Source organism: Photobacterium sp. GSS17 (assembly GCF_028621875.1).
GTDB lineage: Bacteria > Pseudomonadota > Gammaproteobacteria > Enterobacterales > Vibrionaceae > Photobacterium > Photobacterium ganghwense.
On sequence record NZ_CP117517.1, the window covers coordinates 3,371,307 to 3,384,375 of the forward strand.

The following is a 13,069-nucleotide window of genomic DNA, read 5'->3' on the forward strand; positions in this document are numbered from 1 at the left end:
TCTGCCGACCATAAAAAACGAGAGCCTGAGCTCTCGTTTTTTATGGTATGAGTGTTTTTATGGTGTGAGTAACAGGGCATGCCCCTATCAGACACTCAAATGCCGTCACCGGCAATAAACGTCTGGCTGGTGCCGTTGAACTGCTGATCCATATCCATAGAAGGCTTTTCACTGCTTGGACGGCCGACAATTCTGGCCGGTACCCCAGCGACGGTGGTATGTGGCGGCACTGGATTCAGTACGACCGAACATGAGCCAATTTTGGCCCCTTCGCCCACCACAATATTGCCGAGAATTTTAGCACCGGCACCTATCATGACCCCTTCCCGGATCTTCGGATGTCGATCACCGCTTTCTTTACCAGTGCCGCCCAGGGTCACATCTTGCAGAATCGACACATCATTCTCAATCACCGCGGTCTCACCAATCACGATCCCGGTGGCGTGGTCGAACATGATGCCCTGGCCAATACGGGCCGCCGGGTGCACATCCACCTGACAGGTCACGGAGATCTGGTTTTGCAGATACACCGCCAACGCAAACCGGTTCTGCTTCCACAACCAGTTCGCCACCCGGTAGCCTTGCAGGGCATGGAAACCTTTCAGATACAACAGAGGCGTCGAGTACAGCTCAACCGCCGGGTCTCGCTCGACCACCGCACGAATATCACAGGCCGCTGACTCTGTGATTGCGCAGTCGCTACTGAACGCCTCTTCAATCACTTCACGCACCGCCATTGCCGGCATCGACGGAGTTGCCAGTTTATTGGCCAGAATATAACTCAGCGCAGCAGCCAAGTTATCGTGCTTAATGATCGTGGCATGATAAAAGCTGGCCAGCATAGGTTCTTGTTCAGACTGCTCCCGTGCTTCCTGCTTGATTGACTGCCACACGGCGTGTTGTTGACATTCCCTCACGTTGTCCTCGGTATCGTTTCGAATTGGAATAGGCTTGCTGGCCGGCCGACAAAAACCGGGGCCGGTCGTGTACTTACAATCTTATAACTTTACTCCCCCCAGAAAAAAAAACAACGCGGGTATGACAGCCCGCGTTGCTTGAGGGTTGGGAGCGCGGTTAAGCCTGTGGCTCAACCTGACCGTTATTCGTCTTTTTTCTCACGCGCCAGCAGATCTTTAGCCGCTTCACGGGCATCTTTGCCCTGATACAGCACCTTGTAAATCTGCTCGGTAATCGGCATTTCCACGCCCATGCGTTGAGCCAGAACCCAGACTTCCTTGGTATTACGGTAGCCTTCCACCACTTGGCCGATTTCCTGTTGCGCGCTATCCACATCTTTCCCCTGACCCAGAGCCAGGCCAAAGCGGCGGTTGCGCGACTGGTTGTCGGTACAGGTCAGGACCAGATCACCCAAGCCGGCCATGCCCATAAAGGTTTCCGGCTGAGCACCCAGCGCCGCACCCAGACGACACATCTCTGCCAGACCCCGCGTGATCAGCGCAGTCCGGGCATTAGCACCAAAACCGATACCGTCAGACATCCCGGCACCGATCGCAATCACGTTTTTAACGGCACCGCCAAGCTGCATCCCGATAAAATCGCTGTTGCTGTATACCCGGAACGTCTTGCTGCAGTGAATTTTTTCCTGCAGGTCACGAACAAACGCTTCATCCGGTGATGCCACCGCAATCGCCGTCGGCATACCCGCCGCCAGCTCTTTGGCGAACGTAGGGCCTGACAACACGGCAAGCGGGATTTGATCACCCAGCGCCTCAACCGCAACGTCCTGCAACAGGCGACCGGTTTCCGGCTCCAGCCCTTTGGTTGCCCAGCAGATACGGGAGTCCGAACGCAGATGCGGTTTCACCTGATGCAGCACCTCGCCAAAGACATGGCTTGGCACCACGACCAGTAAATCACGGCTGGCCTTCACGGCCGCTTCCAGATCGGCAGACAGGATCAGAGATTCCGGAAAAGCCACTCCCGGCAGGAAGGCTTCGTTGGATCGATCCATTTCCAGCTGCGCAATATGGGCCGGATCATGGCCCCACAAGATCACGTTGGCACCGTTGCGCGCCAGTGAAATCGCCAGTGATGTACCGTATGAGCCTGCGCCCAGAACGGTCATTGTGATGGCTTGTTCGTTACCAGGATTCATTACGGTCACCCAGATAAATTACGCTTCAGTGTTTTCAGCGTCGCCCTGAGCCTGCGCCTGATTCTGCAGGTAGTTCATGAACAGTGCGTCAAAGTTTACCGGCGCCAGGTTCAGTTGTGGGAATGTCCCTTTAACCACCAGGCTAGAGATAGTTTCACGAGCGTACGGGAACAGGATGTTCGGGCAGAATGCACCCAGGCAGTGAGCCAGCTGAGGCGCTTCCATACCCGACACAGAGAAGATACCGGCTTGCTGTACTTCACACAGGAAAGCTGTCTCTTCAGCATTCTTCACCGTCACAGTCAGACGCAGTACCACTTCGAATACGCCCTCTGCCAGTTCACGGCTCTGAGTATCCAGATCCAGTTTCACGTCCGGGTTCCACTCTTGCTGGAACATTTGCGGAGAGTTTGGTGCTTCAAAAGAAACATCTTTCAGGAAAATACGCTGGATTTGGAAGTTTTGCTGTGCTTCGTTGTTTGCTGCTTCAGCCATGTTAGAGTCCTTTTTCTCTCTGTACTCACCGCAGTGAGCCATTCAATATCGCAACCATGATCTTATATCACAACTGCACAAATCTGATTTCATCGTAACGGGCAGCATCATGCTGCCGGCCACAGACTTATTTATTGCCTTTACCGGCCTTGCTGCGAATCAGCGGCAGGTTTGCTTCATTCCATGAAATCAGGCCATCTTTCAGCAGGTTGACGTTGTCAAAACCGGCTTTGTGCAACAGGTTGGCACTTTCTTGTGCGGTCTGGCCTGTTTTGCATACCACGATGATTGGGGCGTTCTTGTGATTTTCAAGTTCGCCGTAGTTCTGTTCTTTGATTTGGCTTGGCAGAATGTGAAGTGACCCGGCAATATGACCACCGCGGTACTCATCTCGGCTGCGGATATCCACAAACACCCCGTTCTCACGGTTGATCAGCGCCGTGGCCTCGTTTGGCGTCACATACTTGTAGCCCGCAGTCTTCTGTTTTACGTAAGACGCAATGATGGCTACGATCAGACCGACCCACACCAGAGACAGAATTGGATTACTTGTTACAAAATCGATGTATTGCTGCATGATTTACGCTCTATGTTCCTAAATATCAGCCTGCTTTCCGGAGGCTAACCACCACAAAAATAAGGATCCTGAGTATACCTTCGCCAGCCCGGTTGTACAGACAGGGACAGTAATTACGAGCTACGGCTCACTCGATTTTACGGCCGCTGGTACAAGTATTGAACGATCTTTCCGCCCCCGGTATCCGGAACAAGAAAAATGAAAAAAACTCCCCGCCAGGGCTTACACTAAGAGGCAGAAATGAATATATTTCCGTAAGAAGATAACAAACCATTTACAGCATTGTTTGATCTTGCCCTACAGTTCGGGCAGGAAACTGTAGTAAAATTACGGTTAAAGCGTTCAATTACCTTAATCCTGCCGGTGCCTTAGGGTTAAGGTAATTGATCCAATTTACACTCAGATTTCTAACTTTAACGAGGGACAGCATATGTCTGCTAAGAAGCCTCTGGCTTTGGTTATTCTGGATGGCTGGGGTTACCGTGAAGACAACGCCGACAACGCGATTGCCAACGCGAAAACTCCGGTTCTTGATGGTCTGATGGCGAATGAAGCGCACACCCTGATCTCTGCCTCAGGGATGGATGTTGGCCTGCCGGACGGTCAAATGGGTAACTCTGAAGTGGGCCACACCAATATCGGTGCCGGTCGCGTGGTGTACCAGGATCTGACCCGAATCACCAAATCTATCGCTGACGGCGATTTCTTCGAAAACCCAGCGCTGACTTCCGCGATTGATAAAGCCGTTCAAGCTGGCAAAGCCGTTCATATCATGGGCCTGATGTCACCAGGCGGTGTGCACAGCCACGAAGACCACATTGCCGCAGCCGTGGAGATGGCCGCGAATAGCGGTGCTGAGCACATCTACCTGCACTGCTTCCTGGATGGCCGCGACACGCCGCCACGTAGCGCTCAAGCCTCTCTGGAGCGTTTCGATGCCCTGTTTGCCCAACTGGGTAAAGGCCGCATTGCGTCTCTGGTTGGTCGTTACTACGCGATGGACCGTGACAACAACTGGGAACGTGTTGAAAAAGCCTACAACCTGCTGACTGCTGCGGATGCTGACTTTACCGCTGCCACTGCCGTTGAAGGTCTGGAAGCGGCGTATGCCCGCGAAGAAAACGATGAGTTCGTCAAAGCGACAGAAATCCGTGCCGAAGGCCAACCTGTGGCTGCGATGCAGGATGGCGATGCCGTCTTGTTCATGAACTACCGTGCTGACCGTGCCCGCCAGATCACACGTACATTCGAAGTAGATTTCGCCGGCTTTGAGCGCAAGCAGTTCCCGGCACTGGCCGATTTTGTCATGCTGACTCAATACGCGGCTGACATTAACCTGCCTGCTGCTTTCCCACCAGAAAGCCTGACCAACACCCTGGGTGAGTGGCTGTCGAAGAAAGGCAAAAAACAGCTGCGTATTTCTGAAACGGAAAAATACGCGCACGTTACGTTTTTCTTTAACGGCGGCGTCGAAAATGAGTTTGACGGCGAATCTCGTCAATTGGTCGCTTCACCAAAAGTGGCCACCTATGACCTGCAGCCGGAAATGAGCGCGCCGGAGCTGACTGATAAGCTGGTTGCCGCAATCAAGAGCGGTGAGTTTGATACCATTATCTGTAACTACCCGAACGGTGACATGGTCGGCCACACTGGCGTTTATGATGCTGCGGTAAAAGCATGTGAAGCCGTAGATACCTGTATCGGCCGCGTAGTTGACGCTATCCGTGAAATGGACGGCCAACTGCTGATCACTGCCGACCACGGTAACGCCGAAATGATGGTGAACCCGGAAACCGGCGGCATCCATACGGCGCACACCAGCCTGCCGGTACCTCTGGTTTACGTGGGCAGCAAATCTATTACTCTGAAAGATGGCGGGAAACTGTCAGATCTGGCCCCAACCATGCTGGCGCTGTCTGACATGGAAATCCCTGCAGAGATGACTGGTCAGGTGCTGTTTGATCTGAAATAATCACCGCTATGCGGGAGATCATTCGTAACCTTCACCAATCCATCCGCGCCAGTGCATTATGCACTGGCGCTTTGTTATGTCTGGCGTTTGCCGCTCCGGCAGCCCAGGCAAACCAGAACCAGCTTGATGGCGTCAAACAAGAAATTTCACGCCAACAACAACAGGTCAGCAGCCAGCGTCAGCACATCGACCAACTCCAGAAAGATTTACGTAAACAGGAAGTTGGCATTGCTGAAACGGCAAAATCCATCCATCGTGCCGAGAGCCAGATTCAGTCACTGAATCAGTCTGTGCGAACCTTGCAAACCCAGATGGCCTCACTCAGACAACAGCAGCTGGGACAGCAGGAAATGCTGAAAGCGCTGATGGATGCCCAGTACCGTCAGGGACAGCACAGCCAGCTGGCGCTGCTCTTAAGCGGGGAAAACCGTGACAAACTGGATCGCTATACGGTCTATGCCGAACGACTGAGCCAAGCGCGCACTCAGGCGCTGGATGAGCTGGCTGCCACCACGACCGAATTGCAGCTGAAGCAACATACCCTGCGCCAGCAGCAAGAAGCACAGCAAACCAAACTCGACGAGCTAAAAAAACATCAGGCCAAGCTGGAGTCGGAACGACGCCAGCGTCAAAGCACAGTCAGCAAGCTCAAACAGCAGATTAACACCGACAACCGTTACCTGGCCGAGCTGAAAGAGAACGAGCAGCGCCTGATTAAAGAAATCGCCCGCGCCAAAGCCGCGGCTGAAGCCGCCCGCCGCCGGGCACCTATGAACGGCCTGAGCCAGCACAAAGGTAAGCTGCCGTGGCCGGTCAGCGGACGAATCGTCCACGCCTATGGTTCACCGCAACAAGGTGAGCTACGCTGGAAAGGTATGGTGATCGGCCAGAATGCTGGCAGCCAGGTCAAGGCTATCTACCCGGGTAAGGTGGTGTTTGCCGACTGGTTGCGTGGTTACGGCCTAATGGTGGTGATCGATCATGGCAAAGGCGACATGAGCTTCTATGGTTACAATCAGGCACTGCTGAAAAAAGTGGGCGATAACGTACAGGCCAATGAAGCTATCGCACTGGTCGGCGACAGTGGCGGGCAGGAGCAGTCCTCCCTTTACTTCGAAATTCGTCGCAAAGGTACGCCGACCAACCCAAGGAGCTGGCTGGGGCAACCTTAATCGCGACCGAAACAGGAGAAACTTGCAGTAATGTCATGGATTCGACACTTGCACCACCTGTTTCACTCGCACCACTGCGAGCATGATGTTCCGACGCCGTGGACTCGGTGGCTGAGTATCTCTGAACGCCCCCAGCTAGGGACACGGCAATATCCCGGTTCTTTTGTCAGGCACCTCTTTGCCAGACAACTCAAGGCAGGGCGTCTCATCGGCGAAGGGACAGTCAGGAGAAAAAGGGCAGCCTTGCTGCTTTCTGCCAGCTTATTGCTGGCTTCTTGCTTACTGCTCCCCGCGCCCATTCAGGCTGGTCAGCTGGCGATCGTGATTGACGACTTAGGCTACCAGCCGCTTCCGCTAACTTTCCGAACCTTGCCTGCCGAGATCAGCATTTCGGTACTCCCCGATACCCCCTATGCAACCGCCACCAGCTACGAAGCAACTAGTCAGCTACGAGATGTCCTGCTACATATGCCGATGGAGCCAAGCCGTGCCGCGCCACTGGAACGCACCACGCTGACTTCCCGAATGACCAAGGCCGAATTCCAGCAAACGCTTCGTCAGGCGCTGCGCAAAGTCCCCGACGCCTTCGCGGTCAACAACCATATGGGCAGCGCCCTCACCCAAAACACTCAAGCCATGAACTGGGTGATGGAGGTGCTGGCTCATCAGCATCTGGCGTTTCTGGACAGTCGGACCACGGTTCACTCAGTCGCACTGACGGCCGCGCACACCTATCAGGTGCCAGCGTTGAAACGGCACATCTTTCTGGACCACCAACCCACAGAAACGTTCATCAGCCAGCAGTTGCAACGAGCAATCTATCAGGCACAGCAGCAGGGGGCAGTGATCGCCATAGGCCACCCTCACCCTGTTACGTTAGCCACGCTGCAAAACCGGTTACCGACGCTGGCGGCAGAAGGGATCACTCTGGTCCGGCTTTCTGCCTTGTATGCGGCCGATCAGCCCCCGTCCGGCACCACACCCTAGCGCCCAATTCTTAGTCCCTAGGGGGGATGTCTGAGTATCGGTTAGCTATTGCGCTCTACCTGTTCACAGTAATGCGCTTCCAGCTCCCGGACATAATCCCGCCCTTTGTCTGTCGTCAGCGGACGGACAATCGCCAGAATCTGCAACACGCCCTGATAAATCACGCTCTTAGTGATCTCGGCCCCTGGTGCCTGGGCACTCTGATAAAAAATCCAGCTGGACACAACCAGTTTCAGCGTGTTTACCAACGCCCCCAACTCGGTATCATCCAGCGCCAGCAGGTCACTGGCCCGGAAACTTTTCATCATCGCCATGATGTTCTGATGCAGCCCTTCCTGCGCCAGCAGGTATTTTTGCTGCAACTCGGCATCCCGGCGCAAAATGTCCGGCAAATTGGCGTAAAAGAAGCGATAACGCCACATCAGCATAAAGACAGAGTCTAGATACGCCAGTAGGTTATCCGCCGTGATCTGTTGGAGATCAAGTGGCTGGAAATGAATCCTGAGATCATGGGCGTATTGATCAAAAATACTGTGTATAATCTCTTCTTTATTACGGAAATGATAATACAGGTTGCCGGGGCTGATCCCCAGATGAGCGGCTATATGGTTCGTGGTTATGTTTGGCTCACCGCTTTCATTGAAAAGCTCTAGTGCTGCCAGGATAATTCTATCGCGGGTCTTCATTTGCTTCTCACTTCTGTGCCCATGACGTTGGCAATCTGCTAATACTATCATAAAGATAATTCATAACGGCGGCAGTGATGCGACCGTTTGCCCAAACTGAAGACTGGAATAGCCATGATTATTGTAACTGGTGGCGCCGGTATGATCGGCAGCAACATAGTGAAAGCCCTGAACGAGCAAGGCCATAACGACATTCTTGTTGTGGACAATCTCAAAGACGGGACCAAATTTGCCAACCTGGTCGACCTTGATATCGCCGACTACATGGACAAGGAAGATTTCATCACGCAAATCATGGCCGGTGATGACTTTGGCCCTATCGAGGCGGTCTTCCATCAGGGTGCCTGCTCATCCACCACTGAGTGGGACGGCAAGTACATGATGCTCAATAACTACGAGTATTCGAAAGAGCTGCTGCACTACTGCCTGGAGCGCCAGATTCCTTTCCTGTATGCCTCGTCCGCAGCGACCTACGGCGGCCGCGACCATGACTTTATTGAAGAGCGCGCCTACGAAGGGGCGCTCAATGTCTATGGCTACTCCAAGCAGCTGTTTGACAATTACGTCCGTCGCTTGTGGCAGGACGCAGAAGCAAACGGCGAATCGCTGTCGCAAATTACCGGCTTTCGTTACTTCAATGTCTACGGCCCCCGCGAGCAGCACAAGGGCAGTATGGCCTCCGTCGCCTTCCACCTGAATACACAAATCCACCAAGGTGATAATCCGAAGCTGTTTGAAGGCTCAGAGCACCTTAAACGTGATTTTGTGTATGTCGGTGATGTATGCAAGGTGAACCTCTGGTTCTGGCAGCAAGGCGTTTCCGGCATCTATAACTGCGGCACTGGCAAAGCGGAGTCTTTCAACGAAGTCGCTAAAGCCGTCATCGCGTTCCACGGCAAGGGCCAGGTGGAAGAAATTCCGTTTCCGGATCACCTGAAAGGCCGTTATCAGGCCTTCACCCAGGCAGATCTGACCAAGTTACGCGCAGCCGGTTACAAGGAAGAATTCAAATCGGTGGCCGAGGGCGTGGCCGAATACATGGCAATCATCAACAGTTAAATTTTATCGCCCATGAAAGATCATTACGACAAACAAGCTTATAACCCTGAGTTTCACTGGCATTTCCTGCACCCAAAATACTGGGGAACCTGGCTGGCCGTGGCTGTTGCATCCCTGCTGTGCCTGTTGCCACACCGTGTCCGCCGCACCATCGCGACCGGTTTTGCCAAGCTGGCGATGAAATTTGACAGCAAGTCCAACCGACGCGCACGGGTGAACCTGGCGATGTGTTTTCCCGACAAAAACGAGGCTGAGCGGGAAGCCATGCTGATGGAAAGCTACATCACCGCAGGCAGCTTCCTGATGGGATTCGCCTCTCTGAGCGTACGCAGCCGCGCCTGGCTGGAAAGCCACACCATCATCCGCGGTGAAGAGCACCTGGCCGCCCTGAAAGAACAGGGAGAAAGCGCTATCCTGCTGGTACCTCACACCTGGGCCATCGATATTCCTGCGGTGCTGCTGGCATCCCGCGGCCTGCCGGTATCGGCCATGGCCAAGAAGCAAAAGAATGAGGTATCCGACTGGTTGATGCACAAACAACGCGTGCAGTATGGCGGTCGCGTGTATGAGCGCAGTGGTGGTATCAAGCCCTTTATCAAATCGATCCGTGAAGGGTATCTGGGCTACTACTTACCCGACGAAGACCTCGGCCCCGAACACAGTGTGTTTGTTGACTTCTTTGCCACCACCAAGGCAACGATTTCGGGTCTTGGCCGACTGGCCAAATTAAGCCGTTCGAAAATTGTGCCGCTTTATTCTGTATACAACAGCAAAACCGGCCAGTATGAAATCAACATTTATCCGCCGTTGTCACCGTTTCCTCTGGAAACCGAAGAGCAGGATGCCCGTCTGATGAACGAGTGCATCGAGCAGTACGTCACCGAACGCCCGGAACAATATATGTGGATTCTTCGTCTGTTAAAAACGCGACCAAATGGCGAAGCCAACCCGTATAACGTCAAGAAGTAGGATCAGGGCAGAATGAACAGAAGTACAATATTCAACACCCTTATCCTGCTGCCGGTTATCTGGCTGTTCAGCGGCTTACTGGTTGTCGGCGATGGCGATAAGCCGATGGTCGCACTGGTTGTGATTTCCGCCATTACCTCAATAAGTTACTATGGACTTCAGACGACCAGAGACAACCTCCGTCACAACCGGGTTTTATGGGTAGTACTGGCACTGACCGCTTATGGTCTTTTCAGTCACTTCTATCACGGCATCAGTTCCCGAGAAATTCGTGCCCTGTTGATGGCGTCAGTCATGCTGATTTGCTTTCCTCGAGAACTCATTTCGCAGCGCCTCTTAAGCTGGCTGTGCCTGATGGGAAGTATTGCGTGTTTTGGAATGGCTTTCTATTACGGGTTGTATCTAGATATGCATCGCGGGCTATGGCCAATCAATGCTATTCCTCAGGCGACAATGAGTGCAGCAATCAGCTTGTCCGCCTTAGCCATGATGACGGGCAATGACACTTGTAATAAAAAAATTCTTATCGCGGCGTTCTTCATTGGTATGGCCGCTGTCATCATCAGTCAGACCCGCGGAGTTTGGTTGGGTTACTTTATTACAGTGATGCTGATCGTCGCATTACGCTTACGCCATTTACTAATGACCCGAAAAGCCTGCCTCATTACTCTAGCTACATTAGCTGTAGGCAGCTTTGCCTTAAAACCGGTTGTTGAAGCACGAATTGATGAAACACAATATGAAGTGAATCAGATCATGTCTGGTAACTTCAATACATCAGCAGGATTACGGTTGCAGATGTGGGCAATCGCTCCGCAACTTGTTGAAGATAACTGGTTACTGGGACTTGGCAGATATCACCACGAGAAGTTCAACGAACTCTACCGACAAGGGCAGGCATCCGAAAGCTTAAAGCAGGAAAATCCGGCCCATTATCACAATCAGTTCCTGGATCGGCTGGTAAAGAGCGGCATAATTGGCGTAATACTACTAGTGACATTGCTATCAGTGCCATTGATCGGCCTCTCACACGTCTCACATCAGCACCGCTATATGCTGAGCTCTATCGTTCTTCTTTATGCCACGGCATCGTTAACTGATGTCCCTTTTAGCCACCCACAGCCGCTGCTGTTGTATATTTTTCTGGTCAGCTGCTTAACGACATCTAGCAGAAAACACTAACGATATGTACGAAATTTTTGTCATCAACCTGGAGTCCTCCGTTGAGCGCCGTCACAATATCTCTCGGCAGCTTGACGAACTCGGATTACCCTTTTCCGTTTTCTCCGCAGTGAATGGCCGCGAAGGCCATCACCCATTGTTCGACAACTATGATGATCATCTCAGTCAGCTATACCGCGGCAAATCGCTGAGCAAAGGGCAACTCGGCTGCTATGCCAGCCACTATCTGTTGTGGCAAAAGTGCGTTGAGCTGAATAAGCCAATTATTGTAATTGAGGATGATGCCCTGCTTTATCCGGCACCAATGACGGACTTTGTCCGGGCTATACCGACCCTTGATCCCAAATTTGAATGTATCCGCCTGTTTGATAACAAGCGCAAAGCATTTAACTTCACCCCATTGGTTTCTCTAGGCGCAACGTCTGTATGCAAATTTACCAAGGGACATATGAGTGCCACCGGTTATTACCTGACGCCGACCGGAGCCCGGAAGTTCCTGGCACATTCCGATCGCTGGTATATGGCGGTCGATATTTATATGGACCGTTTCTGGATCAACCAGGTCGATTGCTACGGCACAGCCCCTGCCTGTTTAACCAACGACCCGATTTTCGATTCGGACATCGGTTACGACAGCCAGAAACCACCGCGCAGCCTGCTGACCCGCTGCAAACGGGAGTGGTTTAATCTGACCGAGCTCTTTAAGCGCGAAACACATAACGCTCTGTATAAAATCAAACAAAAATAAAGCCTGAATTATGAAAATTTTGATTGCCAGCTCCTACCATCACGCATGGAACAGCGTTCGTCCAGAAGCGGAAATGTTTATTGAAATGGTTCGCCAGGGTCATCAGGTAACGGTCGCCACGCAGGGCGATGCCGAATATGTGTCCCGTTTTCGTGAGCACGGGGTAAAAGTGATCGACTGCTACCCGACCAAGAAAATTTGTTCAAAGACCATCAAAACCCTGCATCGCGAACTGAAAGATGGCGACTACGACATCTGCTACGGATTTAACTCCAAAACCATTCCCAATGCCGCGTTTGCCTGCATCGGCACCCGCGCTAAAATGGTGACTTACCGGGGCACAACAGGCGGCCTGTATCGCCACGATCCCAGTGCTTACCTGACCCATCTTCACCCACGGGTTGACGGTATCATTTGTGTATCTGACGCCGTGCGCCGCGATGTCAGCCAGCGCGTCTGGAAAAACCGCGACAACATCGTCACCATTTATAAAGGTCACCAGCTGGACTGGTACAGTGTTGCACCGACCCAGCGTGAAGAATTTGGCCTGACCGACGATGACATCATTGCCGTCTGCGCCGCGCATGTGCGCCCGAGCAAGGGGATTTCGGTTCTGGTACAAGCCACCCACCAGATTGATAACCCGAATTTCCACCTGTTGCTGGTCGGCAGCGGTTTCGAACCTCACTTTGACGAAATAAGGCAAAGCCCTATGGCAGACCGGATCCACCTGGTCGGCCACCGTAAAGACGTTCCCTCGATCATGGCCATGGCCGATTTCCAGGTTCAGCCATCAGTCAGTGGTGAAGGCCTGCCTCGTACCATTATTGAAGCCATGGCAAACGGAACCACTTCTGTCGTCACCACCACCGGTGGTTCGCCGGAGCTGGTTGATGACGGTGAAACCGGTTTTATCGTTCCGGCCGGCGATGCACAGGCTCTGGGCCAGGCAATGAACCAGCTGATTACGGATAAAAACAAAATTGCCCGATTCAGCGCCGCGGCACAAAAGAAACTGGATACGGAATTCAATGCGATGGAAACCGTACGCCATCACATCGCCTTTTTTGAAAAGCTGCTGCACCCAACGAAGTAGGACAGTCTGA

At 52.8% G+C, this 13,069-nt stretch carries 13 protein-coding genes; 8 read left to right on the plus strand and 5 right to left on the minus strand.

Features of this window, described 5'->3' with window-relative positions:
• Positions 1-95 precede the first annotated feature (95 nt).
• The 4 genes from cysE to PGW97_RS15420 all read right to left on the minus strand — a co-directional run bounded on the left by cysE (position 96) and on the right by PGW97_RS15420 (position 3,188).
• Complete coding sequence (gene cysE, locus PGW97_RS15405; protein ID WP_047887200.1) at positions 96-917, minus strand: serine O-acetyltransferase; 822 nt, start codon at positions 915-917, stop codon at positions 96-98.
• A 182-nt stretch (positions 918-1,099) separates the two neighbouring features.
• The gene (gpsA, locus tag PGW97_RS15410; protein WP_273857679.1) at positions 1,100-2,116 is read right to left on the minus strand and encodes an NAD(P)H-dependent glycerol-3-phosphate dehydrogenase; all 1,017 of its coding nucleotides are present in this window, start codon (positions 2,114-2,116) and stop codon (positions 1,100-1,102) included.
• Positions 2,117-2,134: 18 nt separating this feature from the next.
• A complete protein-coding gene (gene secB / locus PGW97_RS15415; RefSeq protein ID WP_047887202.1) occupies positions 2,135-2,611 on the minus strand; it encodes a protein-export chaperone SecB in 477 nt (158 codons plus the stop codon).
• 127 nt (positions 2,612-2,738) lie between these two features.
• On the minus strand, positions 2,739-3,188 hold the full coding sequence (locus PGW97_RS15420) for a rhodanese-like domain-containing protein (protein ID WP_047887203.1): 450 nt from the start codon (positions 3,186-3,188) through the stop codon (positions 2,739-2,741).
• Positions 3,189-3,618: 430 nt separating this feature from the next.
• Between PGW97_RS15420 and gpmM the strand changes: the two genes are divergently transcribed.
• The 3 genes from gpmM to PGW97_RS15435 are packed head-to-tail and all read left to right on the plus strand — an operon-like array spanning position 3,619 to position 7,319.
• Complete coding sequence (gene gpmM, locus PGW97_RS15425; protein ID WP_273857682.1) at positions 3,619-5,160, plus strand: 2,3-bisphosphoglycerate-independent phosphoglycerate mutase; 1,542 nt, start codon at positions 3,619-3,621, stop codon at positions 5,158-5,160.
• Positions 5,161-5,168: 8 nt separating this feature from the next.
• Complete coding sequence (locus PGW97_RS15430) at positions 5,169-6,332, plus strand: peptidoglycan DD-metalloendopeptidase family protein (protein WP_047887205.1); 1,164 nt, start codon at positions 5,169-5,171, stop codon at positions 6,330-6,332.
• 30 nt (positions 6,333-6,362) lie between these two features.
• Positions 6,363-7,319, plus strand: a complete 957-nt coding sequence (locus PGW97_RS15435) for a divergent polysaccharide deacetylase family protein (protein ID WP_273857684.1) — start codon at positions 6,363-6,365, stop codon at positions 7,317-7,319.
• 41 nt (positions 7,320-7,360) lie between these two features.
• Here PGW97_RS15435 and PGW97_RS15440 read toward each other — a convergent pair whose 3' ends face one another.
• Positions 7,361-8,005, minus strand: coding sequence for a TetR/AcrR family transcriptional regulator (locus tag PGW97_RS15440; RefSeq protein ID WP_273857685.1), 645 nt, complete (start codon positions 8,003-8,005; stop codon positions 7,361-7,363).
• Between the two features lie 114 nt (positions 8,006-8,119).
• Here PGW97_RS15440 and rfaD point away from each other — a divergent pair, with 114 nt between their 5' ends.
• The 5 genes from rfaD to PGW97_RS15465 are packed head-to-tail and all read left to right on the plus strand — an operon-like array spanning position 8,120 to position 13,059.
• Complete coding sequence (gene rfaD, locus PGW97_RS15445; protein WP_217392838.1) at positions 8,120-9,064, plus strand: ADP-glyceromanno-heptose 6-epimerase; 945 nt, start codon at positions 8,120-8,122, stop codon at positions 9,062-9,064.
• A 12-nt stretch (positions 9,065-9,076) separates the two neighbouring features.
• Positions 9,077-10,033 (plus strand): lauroyl-Kdo(2)-lipid IV(A) myristoyltransferase, encoded by a 957-nt coding sequence (lpxM, locus tag PGW97_RS15450; RefSeq protein WP_273857687.1) that lies wholly within the window; start codon positions 9,077-9,079, stop codon positions 10,031-10,033.
• Between the two features lie 12 nt (positions 10,034-10,045).
• A complete protein-coding gene (locus PGW97_RS15455) occupies positions 10,046-11,215 on the plus strand; it encodes an O-antigen ligase family protein (RefSeq protein ID WP_273857689.1) in 1,170 nt (389 codons plus the stop codon).
• A gap of 4 nt (positions 11,216-11,219) precedes the next feature.
• Positions 11,220-11,963 (plus strand): glycosyltransferase family 25 protein, encoded by a 744-nt coding sequence (locus tag PGW97_RS15460; protein WP_217392836.1) that lies wholly within the window; start codon positions 11,220-11,222, stop codon positions 11,961-11,963.
• A gap of 10 nt (positions 11,964-11,973) precedes the next feature.
• Positions 11,974-13,059 (plus strand): glycosyltransferase family 4 protein, encoded by a 1,086-nt coding sequence (locus PGW97_RS15465; protein ID WP_047887212.1) that lies wholly within the window; start codon positions 11,974-11,976, stop codon positions 13,057-13,059.
• Positions 13,060-13,069: the final 10 nt, after the last annotated feature.

Bases quoted from the DNA above. Each gene is read 5' to 3' on its own strand.
- rfaD (WP_217392838.1), top strand. From the start codon at position 8,120: ATGATTATTGTAACTGGTGGCGCCGGTATGATCGGCAGCAACATAGTG.
- PGW97_RS15440 (WP_273857685.1), bottom strand. From the start codon at position 8,005: ATGAAGACCCGCGATAGAATTATCCTGGCAGCACTAGAGCTTTTCAAT.
- PGW97_RS15435 (WP_273857684.1), top strand. From the start codon at position 6,363: ATGTCATGGATTCGACACTTGCACCACCTGTTTCACTCGCACCACTGC.
- secB (WP_047887202.1), bottom strand. From the start codon at position 2,611: ATGGCTGAAGCAGCAAACAACGAAGCACAGCAAAACTTCCAAATCCAG.
- PGW97_RS15430 (WP_047887205.1), top strand. From the start codon at position 5,169: ATGCGGGAGATCATTCGTAACCTTCACCAATCCATCCGCGCCAGTGCA.
- gpsA (WP_273857679.1), bottom strand. From the start codon at position 2,116: ATGAATCCTGGTAACGAACAAGCCATCACAATGACCGTTCTGGGCGCA.
- PGW97_RS15460 (WP_217392836.1), top strand. From the start codon at position 11,220: ATGTACGAAATTTTTGTCATCAACCTGGAGTCCTCCGTTGAGCGCCGT.
- PGW97_RS15420 (WP_047887203.1), bottom strand. From the start codon at position 3,188: ATGCAGCAATACATCGATTTTGTAACAAGTAATCCAATTCTGTCTCTG.
- PGW97_RS15455 (WP_273857689.1), top strand. From the start codon at position 10,046: ATGAACAGAAGTACAATATTCAACACCCTTATCCTGCTGCCGGTTATC.
- gpmM (WP_273857682.1), top strand. From the start codon at position 3,619: ATGTCTGCTAAGAAGCCTCTGGCTTTGGTTATTCTGGATGGCTGGGGT.
- PGW97_RS15465 (WP_047887212.1), top strand. From the start codon at position 11,974: ATGAAAATTTTGATTGCCAGCTCCTACCATCACGCATGGAACAGCGTT.
- lpxM (WP_273857687.1), top strand. From the start codon at position 9,077: ATGAAAGATCATTACGACAAACAAGCTTATAACCCTGAGTTTCACTGG.